Origin of the sequence: Schaalia sp. JY-X159 (assembly GCF_014525425.1) — a bacterium.
GTDB lineage: Bacteria > Actinomycetota > Actinomycetes > Actinomycetales > Actinomycetaceae > Scrofimicrobium.
Genome location: NZ_JACEXI010000005.1, coordinates 14,558 through 31,294, shown reverse-complemented (window position 1 = coordinate 31,294; position 16,737 = coordinate 14,558). Strand labels below are relative to the sequence as shown.

Genomic DNA, 16,737 nt, shown 5'->3' with positions numbered 1-16,737 from the left:
TTCTTTTGACAAGACATAGGCCCAACCAGAGCCGATCTGGAAGCCGCAACGGTGTGCGTCTCATCGCAGACACGCCCGAATGCGGGGGCCGGTGACGAATCTGTACGAGAAGAGGTAGACGGCATGGCGGCACAAAAAATCCGCATCCGGCTGAAGTCGTATGACCACGAGGTCATCGATAGCTCTGCGCGCAAGATTGTAGATACTGTGCAGCGTGCTGGTGCCACTGTCGTGGGCCCGGTGCCGCTTCCGACCGAGAAGAACGTGTTTGTCGTTATTCGGTCGCCGCACAAGTACAAGGACAGCCGCGAGCAGTTCGAGATGCGCACGCATAAGCGGCTCATCGACATCATTGATCCCACGCCCAAGGCCGTTGATTCGCTTATGCGTCTCGACCTGCCGGCGGACGTGAACATCGAGATTAAACTCTGAGGACATCGGAATGACTACTGACACCAAGACTGCGGCCCTACTCGGCCGCAAGCTCGGCATGACCCAGGTCTGGGACGAGGACGGAAAAGTTGTCCCCCTGACGGTTGTGCAGGTTGGCAAGAACGTCGTTACTCAGGTGCGTACCGAAGAGAACGACGGCTACTCTGCCGTCCAAATTGGCTTTGAGGATATTGATCCTCGTCGCGTGACCAAGCCTCTGCTTGGCCACTTTGAAAAGGCCGGGGTTACACCCAAGCGCCACCTCGCGGAGTTCCGCACAGCCGAAGCCGCAGATTTTGCGGTTGGCTCGGAACTTGCAGCCGACACCTTTGAAGTGGGCCAGAAGGTTGATGTTTCTGGCAACACCAAGGGCAAGGGCTTCGCAGGTGTGATGAAGCGTCACGGCTTTGCAGGTGGCCCAGCATCACACGGCGCTCACAAAATCCACCGCAAGCCCGGTTCAATCGGTGCTTGTGCGACTCCTGGTCGCATCTTCCGCGGACAGCGCATGGCTGGCCGCATGGGTGGAGAAAAGCGCACGGTCCAGAACCTGATTGTTCAGGGCGTCGACACAGAACGTGGCCTCCTGCTGATCAAGGGCGCTATTCCTGGCCCTCGTAAGGCTGTTGTCATGGTTCGTACCGCTGTGAAGGGGGCCTGAGCATGGCGAAGAACATCACCGCAGGTGAAGATCGTAAGGTTCCTGTCTACGACGCCGAAGGCGCAAAGACGAAGGCAACCGTTGTTCTCCCGGCGTCGATTTTCGACGTTGCTCTGAACATTCCACTTATCCACCAGGTCGTCGAGGCGCAGCGTGCTGCAGCCCGACAGGGAACCCACGCGACGAAGACTCGCTCGGAGGTTTCCGGCGGCGGGAAGAAGCCGTGGCGTCAGAAGGGTACAGGTCGCGCTCGTCAGGGTTCGATCCGCGCTCCCCAGTGGAAGGGTGGAGCTGTTGTCCACGGACCACAGCCGCGTGACTACTCGCAGCGCACACCCAAGAAGATGATTGCGGGCGCTCTGCGCTCTGCACTGTCGGATCGCGCTCGTAACGACGCGATTATCGTCTTCTCAAGCCTTGTGTCGTCTGATACTCCTTCCACGAAGGCAGCAATCGCGACACTGCGCGCAGTTACAGATGCCAAGAAGGTTCTGATCGTTATCGATCGTGAGCAGGCTGGAGCAGAGGTCGCTGTACGTTCTTTCAAGAACATTGAGGGCGTAGGCATCGTCTGGTCGGATCAGTTGAACACATATGACGTGGTTGATTCAGATCGCGTTGTGTTCACCGAAGCAGCCCTCGCCGCCTACATCGAGCGCATCAACAAGGCACGCGCCCACGCGGCACGCGAAATCGCTGAGGCGCAGGACGAGGTCGTTGAGTCCAAGGTCAAGGCGAAGAAGGAAGCGAAGGCAGACAAGACCACGGAGTCTTACGAAGCCGATCACGCCAAGAAGGAAGCCAAGACCGCTAAGGCCGAAGCTGCAAAAAAGGCTAAGGAGGACGACAAGTGAGCCTCGAAGCAACAAAGAATCCGCGTGACATCATCTTGAAGCCCGTCGTGACTGAGAAGTCATCGCTGAGCCAGGACGAAGGAAAGTACACGTTTGAAGTTGACCCCAGGGCCAACAAGACGGAAATCAAGAACGCGATCGAAGATCTCTTTGGCGTGAAGGTAGAGAAGGTGGCGACTCAGAACCGTCAGGGCAAGGCTTTCCGCCGCCGTGATGGTCTTGGACGTCGCAAGAACGTCAAGCGTGCGATCGTCACTGTCCGCGAAGGTTCCATCGACATTTTCGGTGAGTCCGGGATCTAGAGCGCAGGGGTAGAAGAAATATGGCTATTCGCAAATATAATCCGACGACTCCTGGTCGTCGCCACGGGAGCGTCTCAGACTTCTCTGAGATCACGCGCTCTTACCCTGAAAAGTCTCTGGTGCGTCCGATCACGAAGACTGGTGGACGTAACTCCTACGGACGAGTCACTTCTCGCCACCGCGGTGGCGGCCACAAGCGCGCGTACCGTTTGATTGACTTCAAGCGGAATGACAAAGATGGCGTACCAGCACGTGTTGCGCAGATCGAATACGATCCCAACCGCACTGCTAACATCGCTCTGCTGCACTACGCAGACGGAGAGAAGCGTTACATCATCGCTCCTCAGGGTGTGACGGTTGGAACGGTTATTGAGAACGGTCCTAAGGCCGATATCAAGCCGGGTAACAACCTGCCCATGCGCAACATTCCACTGGGTACTGTGATCCACGCTGTTGAACTCAACGCTGGACAGGGAGCACGTCTGGCTCGGTCTGCGGGATCTTCGATCCAGCTGGTTGCCAAGGAAGGTCGCTTCGCTCAGTTGCGTCTACCCTCGGGTGAGATCCGCAATGTGGATGTTGACTGCCGTGCAACGATCGGCACCGTAGGGAACGCCGAACAAGGCAATATTTCCCTCGGCAAGGCTGGTCGCGCACGTTGGAAGGGCCAGCGTCCCAAGGTTCGTGGTGTTGCTATGAACCCGGTCGATCACCCACACGGTGGCGGCGAGGGGCGTACCTCTGGTGGCCGGCACCCGGTCAGCCCATGGGGTAAGCCTGAAGGCCGTACTCGGCGTCCGAATAAGGCGAGCGACAAGCAGATTGTTCGCCGTCGTCGTACTGGCAACAAGCGCTGATAGGGAGCTGGACACATGCCACGTAGTTTGAAGAAGGGTCCCTACGTAGACCCAAGCTTGCAGAAGAAGGTCGACGAGCAGATTGAGAAGGGTACGAAGCAGGTCATCAAGACTTGGTCGCGCCGCTCGATGATTACTCCGGACTTCCTGGGCCTCACCTTCGCAGTTCACGACGGTCGCCGCCATGTGCCGGTGTACGTCACCGAATCTATGGTTGGTCACAAGCTCGGCGAGTTTGCGCCTACGCGCACTTTCCGTAGCCACGTGAAGGACGACCGTAAGGGCCGGCGTCGCTAGACGCTGGGGAAGCAAGGAGCTAGAAGATGGAAGCCAAGGCGAAGGCGCGCTACGTTCGCGTCACGCCCCAGAAGGCACGACGGGTCGTTAACGAGGTCCGTGGGAAGTCCTTCCTTGAGGCAGCCGACATGCTTACGTTCGCCCCCCAGCGGGTGGCCCGTGATGTCAACAAGATTCTTCACTCGGCAGTTGCCAATGTGAAGGTCCTTGCCGACAAGAACGGTGAGAACGTACAGGATGCCGATTTGTGGATTCTTGAGACATATGTCGATGAGGGTCCGACTATGAAGCGTTTCCAGCCACGCGCCCAGGGCCGTGCAGGAACGATTCTGAAGCGTACCAGCCACATCACTGTGGTTGTTGGAACTAAAGACGAGAAGGAAGGGGATCGCTAGATGGGCCAGAAGGTAAACCCCACTGGTTTCCGCCTGGGGATCACCACCGAACACCGTTCGCGGTGGTTCTCGGACTCGACTACCAAGGGACAGCGCTACAGCGACTATGTAGCCGAGGACGTCAAGATCCGCGAGGTTCTTTCGGACGGCCTCGAACGTGCTGGCATCTCTAAGGTAGAGATCGAGCGCACGCGGGATCGCGTACGAGTTGACCTGCACACTGCACGTCCAGGCATTGTCATTGGACGTCGTGGTGCTGAGGCAGACCGTTTGCGTCAGGACCTGGAGAAGCTCACGGGCAAGCAGGTACAGCTGAACATCCTTGAGGTCAAGAACCCCGAGATTGATGCTCAGTTGGTTGCCCAGGGAGTAGCAGAGCAGCTTGCTGCACGCGTCTCCTTCCGCCGGGCAATGCGTAAGGCAATGCAGTCTGCGCAGCGCGCGGGAGCAAAGGGCATTCGTGTCCAGTGCTCCGGGCGACTTGGTGGCGCAGAAATGTCACGTAGCGAGTTCTACCGTGAGGGCCGCGTGCCCTTGCAGACGCTGCGCGCAAACATTGATTACGGCTTCTTTGAAGCACGTACCACATTCGGCCGCATTGGCGTCAAGGTGTGGATCTACAAGGGTGACATGACCGAACGCGAGTTCGCACGTGCCCAGGCCGAGCAGGCGAACCGTGGCGGAGGACGCCGCGGAGATCGTCGCGGTGGTCCGGGACGTCGTGGCGGGCGTGATGGAGGCGCTGGACGCACTCCTCGCACCGGTGGTCAGGGAACCGAAGCTGCCGATCAGGCTCCCGCAACCGCTGACGCGGATCTGCAGGCACCTGTCGCTGAGACCGCTACGGAGGCCTGAAGCACATGCTGATTCCCCGTCGAGTAAAGTACCGCAAGCAGCACCGGCCAAACCGTAAGGGCATGGCCAAGGGTGGCACGGAGTTGGCCTTCGGCGACTACGGCATTCAAGCGCTGGAGCACGCCTACCTGACCAACCGTCAGATCGAGGCAGCTCGTATCGCTATGACGCGTCACATCAAGCGTGGCGGTAAGGTTTGGATCACTGTGTTCCCGGACCGCCCGCTAACAAAGAAGCCTGCCGAGACCCGCATGGGTTCGGGTAAGGGTGCTCCTGAATGGTGGGTTGCCCCGATTAAGCCCGGACGCATTCTGTTTGAGCTTGGTGGTGTCCCGGAGCCTTTGGCACGTGAGGCTATGCGCCGCGCCCGTCACAAGCTTCCGATTAAGACCCGATTTGTGGTCCGTGAGGGTGTGGAGAACTGATGGCAGACAACGTATTGACCACAGCGGATCTAGATGCAATGGATGACGCTGCACTCCGCAAGGAGCTGGAGCGCGCTAAGGCCGAACTGTTCAACTTGCGTTTTTCGCAGGCTGTCGGAGGTCTTGAGGATTCGGGTCGCATGAAGGCAGTTCGCAAGAACATTGCCCGCATTTACACGATTGCGCGTGAACGTGAACTTGGTTTCCGTACTGCGCCCGGTAGCGAGGATTAGAAGAGATGGCAGATTCAACTGCTCCCGAGCGTAATCAGCGCAAGACGCGCCGAGGCTATGTCTCGAGCGACAAGATGGATAAGACCGTCGTGGTGGTCCTTGAGGACCGCATCAAGCACCCGCTGTACGGCAAGGTGCTTCGCAAGGCCGTCAAGGTCAAGGCACACGATGAAAATAACGAATGCGGCGTGGGTGACCTCGTGCGCATCATGGAGACTCGTCCGCTGTCAGCGACAAAGCACTGGCGCGTAGTCGAGATCCTGGAAAAGGCGAAGTAGTGAGTTGGGCCAAAGGATCACTCCTTTGGCCCAACATTCCACTAGCATTTCCAAGCAACCAAATCCGTTCGGCCAGGCTCTCTGGCTCGCCAGAGAGAACCAGCACGACGACAGGAGTCATAAGGAATGATCCAGCAGGAGTCACGACTCAAGGTCGCTGATAACACGGGCGCAAAGGAACTTCTTTGCATCCGTGTTTTGGGCGGCTCGGGTCGGCGCTACGCGGGCATTGGCGACACGATTGTCGCCTCGGTCAAGGACGCGATCCCAGGCGGCAACGTCAAGAAGGGTGAAGTCGTCAAGGCTGTCATAGTCCGCACGAAGAAACCATCCCGTCGGTTGGATGGCTCATACATCCGTTTCGACGAAAACTCGGCCGTTATCTTGAAAGCTGACGGTAGCGAACCGCGTGGCACGCGCATTTTCGGCCCTGTCGGCCGTGAACTGCGTGACAAGAAGTTCATGCGCATCGTCTCGCTAGCACCGGAGGTAATCTGATGGCCGCGAAGATCAAAAAGGGTGACCTCGTAGAGGTCGTTCGAGGACGTACATCGGACTCGAAGAAGATGAATGCGCGCAATGCTCGCCGCGACGCCGAGGGTCTTGAGCCATTGGCAGCGGGGGACAAAGGCAAACAGGGTCGTGTCATCAAGGTTTTCCCTGAGGATGGCACAGCACTGGTCGAAGGTGTAAACCTGAAGACGCGCCACGTCCGTCCCGGACAGTCCGGCGATCAGGGGGGCATCGTGACAAGCGAAGCACCAATTTCCCTGGCAAAGCTCGCCCTCGTCGACCCTTCGACTGGCAAGCCAGTTCGCGTCGGGTTCCGTGAGGACGTCGTGGAGCGCGATGGCAAAAAGAAGACCATCCGTGTTCGCGTTGCCCGTGGTGGCAGCCGCCGTGGCATCACACCGGGTAAGGAGCTTGACGCATGAGCCCGCGTTTGAAGGAAAAGTACGAGGACAAGGTCAAGGCGGAACTGATTGAACAGTTCAATCTTGAGAACGTCATGCAGGTTGGCAAGCCGGTAAAGGTTGTCGTCAACATGGGTGTGGGTGAAGCCGCTCGGGATGCGAAGGCTCTCGATGGTGCTATTGCCGACCTCCAGGCGATCACAGGTCAGAAGCCGCGCATCAACCGCGCCAAGAAGTCCATTGCCCAGTTCAAGCTTCGCGAGGGCCAGGCAATCGGTGCGTCCGTAACGCTACGTGGCGATCGCATGTGGGAGTTCCTGGATCGACTGCTGTCGGTTTCGCTGCCCCGTATTCGCGACTTCCGCGGCTTGTCTCCCAAGCAGTTTGACGGACATGGCAACTACACCTTTGGTTTGACAGAACAGTCCATGTTCCACGAAATCAACGTTGACAACATTGACCGTGTTCGCGGTATGGACGTCACCATTGTTACGTCTGCAGATACCGATGAGCAGGGGCGTGAGCTCTTGCGTAAACTCGGTTTCCCTTTCAAGGAGGCGTAACCGATGGCAAAAACATCGCTGAAAATCAAGGCTAGCCGCAAGCCCAAGTTTGCTGTGCGTGCCTACACCCGGTGCAACCGTTGCGGTCGACCCAAGTCGGTCTACCGTAAGTTCGGCCTGTGCCGCATCTGCCTGCGTGAACTCGCCCTTAAGGGTGACCTCCCGGGCGTAACGAAGAGCAGCTGGTAACACTTACGACGTAGGTCTACGGGCATTACGCCCGATAGCGGAAACCGCGTCGAGGAAGGGGTCCGCCCCAAAATGACAATGACTGATCCAATCGCAGATATGCTAACGCGTCTGCGCAACGCGAACCAGGCTCACCATGAGTCTGTGTCGATGCCGTACTCCAAACTGAAGAATGCCATTGCGCAGATTCTCCTCAGTGAGGGCTACATCAAGGCGATTTCTGTCGAGGATGCCCGTGTGGGCAAGACTCTGGTACTCAGCCTGAAGTACGGAAACAAGCGCGAAAGGGCCATCACCGGCCTGCGGCGCATTTCCAAGCCGGGGCTGCGTGTATACGCGAAGTCCACAAACCTCCCGCAGGTCCGCGGTGGTCTAGGCGTGGCGATTCTTTCGACCTCGTCCGGATTGCTGACAGATCGCCAGGCGGCCGACAAAGCCGTGGGCGGCGAAGTTGTCGCCTACGTCTGGTAAGGGAAGAGCGAATGTCACGTATCGGTAAGCAGCCGGTGGTTATTCCCGCCGGTGTAGAAGTAAAGATTGACGGAAACGTCGTCACCGTTGTGGGCCCGAAGGGGACTCTCACTCAGGAACTGCGTGCCCCCATCACCGCGAAGGTTGAGGGTGGCGAGGTTGTTCTTGAGCGCCCCGTGGATACCCGTGAGGCGCGCGCATTGCACGGCCTGTACCGGACCCTCGTCGCGAACATGGTGGAGGGTGTCACCAACGGGTACTCGAAGACACTTGAGATTGTCGGTACCGGTTACCGTGCAACTCAGAAGGGCGCGAATGTCGAGTTTGCGCTTGGGTACTCGCACTCGATCACGGTGGAACCAGAAGCCGGTATTGAACTTGCGGTCCCTTCACAGACCAAGGTCGTGGTGAGCGGAATCGACAAGCAGCAGGTAGGCGAAGTCGCGGCGAACATACGCAAGCTGCGCAAACCAGAGCCTTACAAGGGCAAGGGTATTCGCTACGAGGGCGAAGTCGTACGTCGCAAGGTCGGAAAGGCGGGTAAGTGATGGCTTACGCGGTCAAAGGTAAGGGCAAGGTTATTGCTCGTAAGCGCCGCCACCAGCGTGTGCGTCAGAAGGTCAATGGCACCGCCAGTCGTCCTCGGCTGGTCGTCACCCGCTCGAACCGTCACATGTTCGCCCAGGTTGTCAACGACACTGAGGGCAACACCGTAGTGTGGGCGTCCACCATGGAGCCCGAACTACGCAGCGACGATGCGAAGAAGACGGACAAGGCTCGTAAGGTCGGTGAGCTCATCGCTCAGCGTGCCAAAGAGGCCGGCATTGAAGAGGTCGTATTTGACCGCGGTGGCAACGTCTACCACGGCCGAGTTGCGGCAGTAGCGGAAGGCGCCCGTGAGGGCGGCCTGAAGCTGTAGGCGCGAGAAAAGGAAGAGAGAGTATCTGATGGCTGCACAGCAGCGAGGTAGTAACGATCAGGACAGTTCCGCGCGCCAGAGCCGCGATGGGGCAGGTCAGGGTCAAGGCCAGGGCCGTGGTCGTGGTGGCCGCGGTGGTGACCGTCGCGACAACCGTCGCGAACAAGATCGCAATCAGTATCTGGAGCGTGTTGTCGCTATCAACCGTGTGTCGAAGGTTGTGAAGGGTGGCCGACGCTTTTCCTTCACCGCCCTCGTCGTTGTCGGCGATGGCGAAGGTATGGTCGGGATCGGTTACGGCAAGGCCAAGGAAGTTCCAGCGGCTATTGCCAAGGGTGTTGAGGAAGCAAAGAAGAGCTTCTTCCGCGTTCCCATGATTCGCAGGTCGATTCCCCACAAGGTTCAAGGTGAAGATGCAGCGGGCGTAGTAATGTTGCGTCCTGCCTCTCCGGGTACCGGTGTAATCGCCGGTGGTCCTGTGCGCGCCGTACTGGAATGCGCTGGCATTCACGATGTGCTGACGAAGTCACTTGGATCTTCAAACGCAATCAACATCGTGCGTGCAACAGTTGCAGCGCTCAAGCAGCTTGATGAGCCTGAGGCAGTGGCTGCTCGTCGTGGCCTCCCACTGGAGCGTGTAGCACCGGCAGCAATGCTTCGTGCACGTGCAGAAGGTGTTGCTGACAAGAAGGCAGCGGCGGAAGCCGCTGAAGCAGACAAGGCAGCAGCGGGGGTGAGCAACTGATGGCGAAGGTCGAAATCACTCTGAAGAAGTCACTTTCCGGCCAGAAAGAGAACATTCGCGAGTCCGCGAAGTCCCTGGGTCTGAAGAAGATTGGTCAAAAGACTGTCCGTGAGGACACCGCGGTTGTTCGAGGCCAAATTCAAACAATCAAGCACCTGGTAGAAGTAGAGGAGGCGAAGTAGGTATGGCTACTAACAAGAAGAACGCCAATCTGCCCGCCGAGGGCGAGGTGTTGAGGCTACATCACTTGGCTCCCGCACCCGGTGCCAAGAAGGATCGCACCCGTGTGGGTCGTGGTGAAGGTTCCAAGGGTAAGACCGCGGGTCGCGGCACCAAGGGAACCAAGGCACGCTATCAGGTTCCCCTCGGATTCGAGGGTGGCCAGATGCCCATCCACATGCGTCTTCCGAAACTGCGTGGGTTCACAAACCCCTTCCGTGTCGAGTACCAGGTTGTAAATCTGGACACTCTGGCTGGTGCTTACCCTGAGGGTGGTTCAGTCACGGTTGAGGATCTTGTCGCCAAGCGTCTTGTACGTAAGGGAGAGCCGGTCAAGGTTCTCGGTGGCGGCGAAATCGCAGTGGCACTGGAAGTTGAGGTCGACAAGTGGTCGGCTTCGGCAGAGGCGAAAATCAAGGAGGCGGGCGGCTCAATCTCCGCTCGCTAGTAAGAGTGGAGGGTACCGAAACTCGGTGCCCTCCCTTTTTCTTACATCAAATTTGTGCTTGCTCATCGAATGTGGGCACCGCAACCCGACTTAGGAAGTAGTCTGGGCTAGTCTCAAAGCTTGTCCAGATGGCTAATGCCCCCCGGGGTTTGGAGGAAGTGTGTTCAAGGCTTTCGCACAGGCATTCCGTACGCCTGATCTGCGACGAAAGATTCTCTTTTCGTTGCTAATCATGGCTCTGTACCGCCTTGGAACCTTTATTCCCACACCGGGAGTGTCGGCTTCGAACGTAAATGCGTGTCTCGCCCAGCAGGAATCAACTTCTGTGCTCGACATGTTCAACCTGTTCTCGGGCGGCGCTTTGATGCAGCTGTCCATCTTCGCCCTCGGCATCATGCCGTACATTACGGCGTCGATCATCATCCAGGTTCTCAGGGTCGCAGTGCCAAGGTTGCAGGATCTACATCTTGAGGGACAGTCGGGACAGTCAAAGCTGACTCAGTACACCCGCTATCTGACAATCTTCCTGGCGATCTTGCAGTCGACAACGATGATCACAATGGCAGCGTCCGGGCAGATGTTCCCCAACTGCCCCAATGAGGTCATCCCGAATGCAACATTCGCGACCTACCTATTCATGGTTGTGGTTATGACCGCGGGGACGTCCGTCATCATGTGGTTCGGCGAACTCATTACGGAGCGCGGAGTCGGCAACGGAATGTCCCTGCTGATCTTCACTTCGATCGTCGCAACTATGCCCATGCAGCTGTGGGACATCGGAATGACCAAAGGCTGGCTGACGGTCTTGGCCATTCTGGTGATCATCTTGGCAGTAACGGTTGCGGTCGTTTACGTTGAACAAGCGCAGAGGCGAATCCCCGTTCAGTACGCCAAGCGAATGGTCGGTCGGCGCACCTACGGTGGGACCACTACCTACATCCCACTGAAGATCAACATGGCGGGTGTTATCCCCGTTATCTTCTCCACTTCCATCCTGGGTCTACCGCCGTTGATTGCACAGTTTGGAGATCCCGCATCTGGCTGGGTGCAGTGGATTGGACGAAACTTCTCCCATCAGAGCGGTTGGTACATGTTGACCAACGCTGCGCTGATCCTGGCGTTTGCCTTCTTCTACACTTCCATCACCTTCAACCCTGATGAAGTCTCTGACAACATGAAGCGCTACGGTGGGTTCATTCCTGGGTACAGGGCAGGCAAACCTACCGCGGACTACCTGCGTTACGTCATCAACCGCATCACCACTGTCGGATCGATCTACCTGGTGATTGTTGCGATTCTGCCTTCGATAATCATGATCCCGCTGAACCTCGGTCCGAACCAGATGCCATTTGGCGGAACCACCCTATTGATCATGGTTGGTGTCGGCCTGCAGACCGTCAAGGAAGTAAACTCTCAACTACAACAGCACCACTATGAGGGATTCTTGAAATGACCGCGATGATCCTGCTCGGTCCGCCCGCCGTTGGGAAGGGCACACAGGCTGTCTGGCTTGCGGAGTGCCTGGGCGTTCCGACAATTTCGACGGGGCAGATCTTCAGAAGCAACATCGAGGACGGCACTGAGTTAGGTCGACTCGCCGACTCCTACATCTCCAAAGGCAAGTTTGTCCCTGATTCGATAACGGTACCCATGGTGGACGCCCGGCTTTCAGCTCCGGATGTCGAGGGCGGATTTATTCTCGATGGGTTCCCCCGCAACTTAGATCAGGCACACGCTCTGCGTGACTTGCTGGCAAGTCGGGGGGTTAAACTCGACATCGTCCTCGAGCTCGAGGCCCCCGAGGGCGTTGTAGTGGAACGCCTGCAGAACCGGGCTGGACAGGAACACCGCAGTGACGACAAGGTAGACGTCTTTATTCAGAGGCTTAAGGACTACCACGAGCTAACAGAGCCGATCGCTACCTACTACGCGGATCAGGATCTCCTCGAAGTCATCGATGCGAACCAAGATCGTGAAGGCGTTCATGACGCCATCATGGCCGTGCTGAAAGACAAAGGTCTCTGCAAGTAGTGGAACGTCCAACCATCAAGTCGCCAACTGAACTTGAGTACATGCGTGAAGCAGGTCTGGTCGTAGCGGCAATCCATCAGGCACTCATTGATGCGACGAAACCCGGGGTTACGACCGCTCAACTCGACCAGGTTGTCGCCAATGTTGTTGCCGATGCGGGCGCAAAGCCTAACTTTCTTCATTATCAGGGGTTTCCTGCGACGGTGTGCATCTCAGTTAATGACGAGGTCGTGCACGGCATTCCGGGCAAACGCGCGATCCAGCTTGGCGATATTGTGTCGTACGACTGCGGTGCTTACGTGGTTCGCGCTGGCAAGAAGTGGCATGGTGACGCTGCAGTGACGGTGGTCGTTGGAGACACTCACATTCCGGATGCTCAGTTCGTGCAGGGGATTCGTCCCGAGGGGGAAGTTGGCGGAGTGAGCCCGGTGACTTTGTCGCGGCGCCGCACACTCTCTTCCGTAACCCGCGGATCTATGTGGGCTGGTATTGCAGCAGCAGCCAAAGCAAAGCGGACCAATGACGTTGCCGCGGCTATCGAGGACTTCGTGGAAGCCGAGGGCGCAGCAATCCAGGCCGATCAAGGGTGGTCCCCCGAGATTATCGAAGGCTACACGGGTCATGGAATCGGCACCCACCTGCATGAAGACCCGACGGTCTACAACTATCGGACCCGGGGTAGGAGCGGCAAGCTGGTCGCCGGGATGGCGATTTGTATTGAGCCGATGGTCATTGCAGGGGACTCGACCTCGGCCGTCCTCGATGACGAGTGGACTGTTGTCACAGTCGAGGGTACTGATGCCGCTCACTGGGAACACACCGTGGCGATCGGTAAACATGGAATTTCCGTGCTGACTGCTTCCGATGCTGGAGCCGCAGGCCTAGCCCCATTTGGGATTACGCCGATTCGCAGCTTCATCTAGCAGAAGTTTTCGTGAGTTCCATAACTACCTGCTGCTGGCCCTTTGTCAACAACTAAGTCTGCACTAGGCTAAACAGTCGGGCATACTCATTTCGGGTGCCACTGGCTAAGCGTAAGGACCAGCGGAATATATGGCAAAAAAGGACGGCGTAATCGAAGTCGAGGGCAGTGTCGTTGAGGCGCTCCCAAATGCGATGTTTCGTGTCGAACTTGAAAACGGACACATCGTGCTCGCACACATCTCAGGCAAGATGCGGCAGCACTACATCCGAATTCTGCCTGACGACCGCGTGGTTGTTGAACTAAGCCCGTATGACTTGTCACGTGGACGGATTGTCTACCGCTACAAGTAAGGTTCGGTTGGTTAATCTTCGTGGGGAACGCAAGGGATCCTCGTAGACGGCCTCGACAGTTGCGACTTGCAACAAAGGAACAGCAATGAAAGTAAAACCAAGCGTCAAGCGGATCTGTGACAAGTGCAAGGTGATTCGTCGCCACGGCACCGTCATGGTGATTTGCGAGAACCCCCGCCACAAGCAGCGCCAGGGCTGACACCAGTCAGATAGGAGCCCGAAGAGATTCGGGTGGTATCGGAAAAGCTCTCCCGAACAGGACGGATGTCCTGGACCCTCGGTTCGGAGGCCGAGGCTGGCGGCAGTCTGAAAGGACAGCGTCAGTAGGGAAGGCAAGACCTTCGAAAACAATGGAGCATAGAGGAACATGGCACGTATCGCCGGCGTCGACCTCCCCCGCGACAAGCGGCTTGAGGTTGCGCTTACCTACATTTATGGCATTGGACGCACCCGTTCTATAGAGACGCTGCAGGCCACGGGCATTAGCCCCGACCTGCGCGTAAAGGACGCCACAGAAGAAGACATGGTTGCCCTACGTCAGTACATCGAAACCCACTTTGAGGTGGAGGGCGATCTACGACGTGAGGTCCAGGCGGATATCCGTCGCAAGATCGAAATCGGCAGCTACCAGGGCATGCGTCACCGTCGTGGCCTTCCGGTTCGCGGCCAGCGCACAAAGACTAACGCCCGCACCCGTAAGGGTCCGAAGCGTACGGTCGCCGGTAAGAAGAAGTAGACGGGTAGGTAGGGAATATGGCACAGAAGACCCGCGCCACAACCTCGCGTAAGCCGCGACGGAAAGAACGGCGCAATGTAACGAACGGCCAAGCTCATATCCGTTCGACTTTTAACAACACGATCATTTCGATCACCGATACCACAGGCGCTGTCATTGCTCAGTGCTCTTCGGGTCAGGTCGGCTTCAAGGGGTCGCGTAAGTCGACACCATTTGCGGCGCAGCTGGCTGCAGAGGCTGCCGCTCGACGTGCGCAGGAACAGGGCATGAAGAAGGTTGATGTCTTCGTAAAGGGCCCCGGCTCTGGACGCGAGACAGCTATCCGTTCGCTGCAGGCCGCTGGTCTTGAGGTTGGCACCATTCAGGATGTCACACCACAGGCTTTCAATGGTTGCCGTCCTCCTAAGCGTCGACGCGGCTAATTGACTTCTGCTTGGGCGGGTAAGAGCTCGCCCAAGCGCATATTTCACAGGTTATTTCCCGCCCGGTGGGGCGGATCCGCCCTCGGTGTCATATAGCGGGCACCGGGAAGAAAGGAATCAACGTGCTCATTGCACAGCGACCAATCCTGACTGAAGAAGTCATTTCTGATAACCGTTCACGCTTCACCCTTGAGCCTCTGGAGCCTGGTTTTGGCTACACGCTTGGTAACTCTTTGCGCCGTACTCTGCTGTCCTCTATTCCGGGCGCTGCAGTCACATCGCTTCGTATCGAAGGTGTTCCGCACGAATTCGAGACGATCGAGGGCGTAAAGGAAGATGTTGCTGAGATCATTCTGAGCATCAAGGCTCTGGTGTTGGCTTCGGACAACGACGAGCCTGTCGTGATGTACCTGCGTAAGTCAGGCCCCGGTGTCGTCCTAGCGTCTGACATCACACCTCCCGCTGGCGTGGAGATCCACAACCCGGATCTCGTTATTGCGACGCTCAACGAGAATGGGAAGTTGGAGGCTGAGCTGACTGTGGAGCGTGGCCGTGGCTACGTTCCGGCTGCTCAGAACAAGCACTTCGACGCTACGTACGACGAGATCCCGGTGGACTCGATCTACTCTCCGGTGCTGAAGGTGACCTACCGCGTGGAAGCAACACGTGTTGAGCAACGTACCGACTTTGACCGCCTCGTCCTCGACGTGGAGACAAAGCCGTCCATTGCTCCTCGCGATGCTGTTGCATCTGCAGGGAAGACACTGGTTGAGCTCTTCGGTTTGGCACGTGACTTGAACGTAGAAGCAGAGGGAATCGAAATCGGCGTTGCTGCCACTGACGAGACTCTTGCTGCGGACCTAGCACTGCCGATCGAAAGCTTGAACCTGCAGTCACGCTCGTACAACGCGCTGCGTCGTCGTGGCATCCTCACCGTTGGTGAGTTGGTGGCACACAGCGAGGCCGACCTGCTTGACATCCGCAACTTCGGCACCAAGTCGATTGAAGAGATCAAGGAGTCCCTTGCGACTCTGGGAATGGCTTTGAAGGATTCACCTCTGCCCGGTGAGGGTGGCGAATCCGGAGAGTCAATCTTCAGCGATGACCTGGGCTTATAGCCCAACCAACTTTTCTGATCCAACCTAAGTTATCCAGGAGCATTCATGCCCACTCCGAAGAAGGGCCCCCGGCTCGGCGCTAGCGCGTCACATCAGCGGAAGATTCTTGCGAACCTTTCGTCTCAGCTAATCTTCAACCGCTCGTTGAAGACAACTGAAGCCAAGGCCAAAACCCTCCAGCCATACTTCGAAAAGCTTGTCACGAAGGCGAAGAGCGGCACCATCCACGATCGCCGCGTCGTATCGCGCAAGATCACTGATCGCGATGCCGTTTACGAGCTGTTCGATGTCATCGCACCGGAACTCGATCCAGAGCGCAATGGCGGCTACACCCGGATTACCCGTATCGGTAACCGCAAGGGTGACAACGCCCCGATGTGCGTGATTGAGATTGTCCTTGAACCTGTCGTCAAGAAGGCAACCGTCAAGACTGCAGAAAAGGTTGCGGCTGCTGCCGTTGCCGAACCTGTGGTCGAAGAGGTTGAGGAAGTTCTCGAAGAAGCCGAAGAGGCCGTTGAGGCCGAAGAGGTTGCTGACGAGACCTCCGACGAGGACGACACCAAGTAGGTCGTTTCACTAGGAAGCCACCCCGTATCCGCTATGGATCGCCGGGGTGGCTTCTTTGTGTCTGCGCCGCCGCGCAGCGCGTCGGCCTCAGCCCAACCCCAACCTCCCCGACGCCCGCGACGCCCAGCCTTCCTCGACGCCCAGCCTTCCTCGACGCCCAGCCTTCCGTGAAATGTATACGTGGGGGCGAAATGATCGTCTGGGGTACGTACCCGAGAGGCACGTCTCATCCCCACGTATACATTTGGCGGCGTCCACCTCTCAACTCGTCAAAGCCCCGTGTGCGTGAGACTGCCTGTGGTTTTGGGGTGGGAGATGCGGAGCTATGACTGTTACGCCATACGGGGCCGGTTGCGCCTTACGGAGCGAGTTTAGCCGCATTTTCCCTAAAATCACACGGTTATGCGGACCAAACCCGCTCCGTAAGGCGCAACCCGCTCCCTTATGACACCGGGCAGCGTCGGAACCAACCTCAACAACGAGCAAACAACAACCCACCGACTCGAAACAGCCTGGCAACCCGCGATCACT

At 57.6% G+C, this 16,737-nt stretch carries 29 protein-coding genes and 1 pseudogene; all 30 read left to right on the top strand.

Annotated features, from left to right (window positions below):
* Positions 1 to 123: 123 nt before the first annotated feature.
* The 30 genes and pseudogenes from rpsJ (at position 124) to rplQ (ending at position 16,206) form a co-directional block, all read left to right on the top strand.
* Entirely contained in the window at positions 124 to 432 is a 309-nt protein-coding gene (gene rpsJ, locus IDL90_RS09105) for a 30S ribosomal protein S10 (RefSeq protein WP_187995001.1), read from the top strand.
* A 10-nt stretch (positions 433 to 442) separates the two neighbouring features.
* Complete coding sequence (rplC, locus tag IDL90_RS09100) at positions 443 to 1,093, top strand: 50S ribosomal protein L3 (protein WP_187995002.1); 651 nt, start codon at positions 443 to 445, stop codon at positions 1,091 to 1,093.
* A gap of 2 nt (positions 1,094 to 1,095) precedes the next feature.
* Positions 1,096 to 1,746 (top strand): annotated as a pseudogene (rplD, locus tag IDL90_RS09095) (50S ribosomal protein L4); the annotation flags it as partial.
* Positions 1,747 to 1,943: 197 nt separating this feature from the next.
* Positions 1,944 to 2,249 (top strand): 50S ribosomal protein L23, encoded by a 306-nt coding sequence (gene rplW / locus IDL90_RS09090; protein WP_182142024.1) that lies wholly within the window; start codon positions 1,944 to 1,946, stop codon positions 2,247 to 2,249.
* A 20-nt stretch (positions 2,250 to 2,269) separates the two neighbouring features.
* Positions 2,270 to 3,106, top strand: coding sequence for a 50S ribosomal protein L2 (gene rplB / locus IDL90_RS09085; protein ID WP_182142025.1), 837 nt, complete (start codon positions 2,270 to 2,272; stop codon positions 3,104 to 3,106).
* Between the two features lie 15 nt (positions 3,107 to 3,121).
* Positions 3,122 to 3,403 (top strand): 30S ribosomal protein S19, encoded by a 282-nt coding sequence (rpsS, locus tag IDL90_RS09080; RefSeq protein ID WP_182142026.1) that lies wholly within the window; start codon positions 3,122 to 3,124, stop codon positions 3,401 to 3,403.
* 26 nt (positions 3,404 to 3,429) lie between these two features.
* Positions 3,430 to 3,798 carry a 50S ribosomal protein L22 gene (gene rplV, locus IDL90_RS09075; protein WP_182142027.1) on the top strand — a complete coding sequence of 123 codons (369 nt, stop codon included), beginning with the start codon at positions 3,430 to 3,432 and terminating at the stop codon, positions 3,796 to 3,798.
* Positions 3,799 to 4,653, top strand: coding sequence for a 30S ribosomal protein S3 (rpsC, locus tag IDL90_RS09070; RefSeq protein WP_182142028.1), 855 nt, complete (start codon positions 3,799 to 3,801; stop codon positions 4,651 to 4,653).
* A gap of 5 nt (positions 4,654 to 4,658) precedes the next feature.
* Positions 4,659 to 5,078, top strand: coding sequence for a 50S ribosomal protein L16 (rplP, locus tag IDL90_RS09065; RefSeq protein ID WP_182142029.1), 420 nt, complete (start codon positions 4,659 to 4,661; stop codon positions 5,076 to 5,078).
* On the top strand, positions 5,078 to 5,311 hold the full coding sequence (rpmC, locus tag IDL90_RS09060; protein ID WP_099331611.1) for a 50S ribosomal protein L29: 234 nt from the start codon (positions 5,078 to 5,080) through the stop codon (positions 5,309 to 5,311). The genes rplP and rpmC overlap by 1 nt, the downstream gene beginning before the upstream one ends.
* A 5-nt stretch (positions 5,312 to 5,316) precedes the next feature.
* Positions 5,317 to 5,589, top strand: coding sequence for a 30S ribosomal protein S17 (rpsQ, locus tag IDL90_RS09055; protein WP_182142030.1), 273 nt, complete (start codon positions 5,317 to 5,319; stop codon positions 5,587 to 5,589).
* A 126-nt stretch (positions 5,590 to 5,715) separates the two neighbouring features.
* Positions 5,716 to 6,087, top strand: a complete 372-nt coding sequence (rplN, locus tag IDL90_RS09050) for a 50S ribosomal protein L14 (protein WP_182142031.1) — start codon at positions 5,716 to 5,718, stop codon at positions 6,085 to 6,087.
* Positions 6,087 to 6,524: a 50S ribosomal protein L24 gene (rplX, locus tag IDL90_RS09045; RefSeq protein WP_187995004.1), complete on the top strand. Its 438-nt coding sequence runs from the start codon at positions 6,087 to 6,089 to the stop codon at positions 6,522 to 6,524. The genes rplN and rplX overlap by 1 nt, the downstream gene beginning before the upstream one ends.
* A complete protein-coding gene (rplE, locus tag IDL90_RS09040) occupies positions 6,521 to 7,066 on the top strand; it encodes a 50S ribosomal protein L5 (protein ID WP_182142033.1) in 546 nt (181 codons plus the stop codon). The genes rplX and rplE overlap by 4 nt, the downstream gene beginning before the upstream one ends.
* Before the next feature lie 3 nt (positions 7,067 to 7,069).
* The gene (locus IDL90_RS09035; RefSeq protein ID WP_182142034.1) at positions 7,070 to 7,255 is read left to right on the top strand and encodes a type Z 30S ribosomal protein S14; all 186 of its coding nucleotides are present in this window, start codon (positions 7,070 to 7,072) and stop codon (positions 7,253 to 7,255) included.
* Positions 7,256 to 7,327: 72 nt separating this feature from the next.
* Positions 7,328 to 7,726: a 30S ribosomal protein S8 gene (gene rpsH, locus IDL90_RS09030; RefSeq protein ID WP_182142035.1), complete on the top strand. Its 399-nt coding sequence runs from the start codon at positions 7,328 to 7,330 to the stop codon at positions 7,724 to 7,726.
* A gap of 11 nt (positions 7,727 to 7,737) precedes the next feature.
* Complete coding sequence (rplF, locus tag IDL90_RS09025; RefSeq protein ID WP_182142036.1) at positions 7,738 to 8,274, top strand: 50S ribosomal protein L6; 537 nt, start codon at positions 7,738 to 7,740, stop codon at positions 8,272 to 8,274.
* Entirely contained in the window at positions 8,274 to 8,645 is a 372-nt protein-coding gene (gene rplR / locus IDL90_RS09020; protein ID WP_182142037.1) for a 50S ribosomal protein L18, read from the top strand. The genes rplF and rplR overlap by 1 nt, the downstream gene beginning before the upstream one ends.
* Before the next feature lie 28 nt (positions 8,646 to 8,673).
* Positions 8,674 to 9,390: a 30S ribosomal protein S5 gene (gene rpsE, locus IDL90_RS09015; protein ID WP_182142038.1), complete on the top strand. Its 717-nt coding sequence runs from the start codon at positions 8,674 to 8,676 to the stop codon at positions 9,388 to 9,390.
* Positions 9,390 to 9,572 carry a 50S ribosomal protein L30 gene (gene rpmD / locus IDL90_RS09010; RefSeq protein ID WP_182142039.1) on the top strand — a complete coding sequence of 61 codons (183 nt, stop codon included), beginning with the start codon at positions 9,390 to 9,392 and terminating at the stop codon, positions 9,570 to 9,572. Before rpsE ends, rpmD begins: the two co-directional genes overlap by 1 nt.
* 2 nt (positions 9,573 to 9,574) lie before the next feature.
* A complete protein-coding gene (gene rplO, locus IDL90_RS09005; RefSeq protein WP_187995005.1) occupies positions 9,575 to 10,057 on the top strand; it encodes a 50S ribosomal protein L15 in 483 nt (160 codons plus the stop codon).
* A 160-nt stretch (positions 10,058 to 10,217) separates the two neighbouring features.
* Positions 10,218 to 11,510, top strand: a complete 1,293-nt coding sequence (secY, locus tag IDL90_RS09000; RefSeq protein ID WP_187995006.1) for a preprotein translocase subunit SecY — start codon at positions 10,218 to 10,220, stop codon at positions 11,508 to 11,510.
* Positions 11,507 to 12,088 (top strand): adenylate kinase, encoded by a 582-nt coding sequence (locus IDL90_RS08995; RefSeq protein WP_187995007.1) that lies wholly within the window; start codon positions 11,507 to 11,509, stop codon positions 12,086 to 12,088. Before secY ends, IDL90_RS08995 begins: the two co-directional genes overlap by 4 nt.
* Complete coding sequence (locus IDL90_RS08990; RefSeq protein ID WP_316930311.1) at positions 12,088 to 13,011, top strand: M24 family metallopeptidase; 924 nt, start codon at positions 12,088 to 12,090, stop codon at positions 13,009 to 13,011. Before IDL90_RS08995 ends, IDL90_RS08990 begins: the two co-directional genes overlap by 1 nt.
* 130 nt (positions 13,012 to 13,141) lie before the next feature.
* A complete protein-coding gene (infA, locus tag IDL90_RS08985; protein WP_182142043.1) occupies positions 13,142 to 13,363 on the top strand; it encodes a translation initiation factor IF-1 in 222 nt (73 codons plus the stop codon).
* An 85-nt stretch (positions 13,364 to 13,448) separates the two neighbouring features.
* On the top strand, positions 13,449 to 13,562 hold the full coding sequence (rpmJ, locus tag IDL90_RS08980; protein WP_182142044.1) for a 50S ribosomal protein L36: 114 nt from the start codon (positions 13,449 to 13,451) through the stop codon (positions 13,560 to 13,562).
* A 168-nt stretch (positions 13,563 to 13,730) separates the two neighbouring features.
* A complete protein-coding gene (gene rpsM / locus IDL90_RS08975; protein ID WP_187995008.1) occupies positions 13,731 to 14,099 on the top strand; it encodes a 30S ribosomal protein S13 in 369 nt (122 codons plus the stop codon).
* A 17-nt stretch (positions 14,100 to 14,116) separates the two neighbouring features.
* Positions 14,117 to 14,521 (top strand): 30S ribosomal protein S11, encoded by a 405-nt coding sequence (gene rpsK, locus IDL90_RS08970; RefSeq protein WP_182142046.1) that lies wholly within the window; start codon positions 14,117 to 14,119, stop codon positions 14,519 to 14,521.
* A gap of 122 nt (positions 14,522 to 14,643) precedes the next feature.
* The gene (locus IDL90_RS08965; RefSeq protein ID WP_182142047.1) at positions 14,644 to 15,639 is read left to right on the top strand and encodes a DNA-directed RNA polymerase subunit alpha; all 996 of its coding nucleotides are present in this window, start codon (positions 14,644 to 14,646) and stop codon (positions 15,637 to 15,639) included.
* Between the two features lie 45 nt (positions 15,640 to 15,684).
* Positions 15,685 to 16,206: a 50S ribosomal protein L17 gene (gene rplQ / locus IDL90_RS08960; RefSeq protein ID WP_182142048.1), complete on the top strand. Its 522-nt coding sequence runs from the start codon at positions 15,685 to 15,687 to the stop codon at positions 16,204 to 16,206.
* The last annotated feature ends 531 nt before the right edge of the window (positions 16,207 to 16,737 follow it).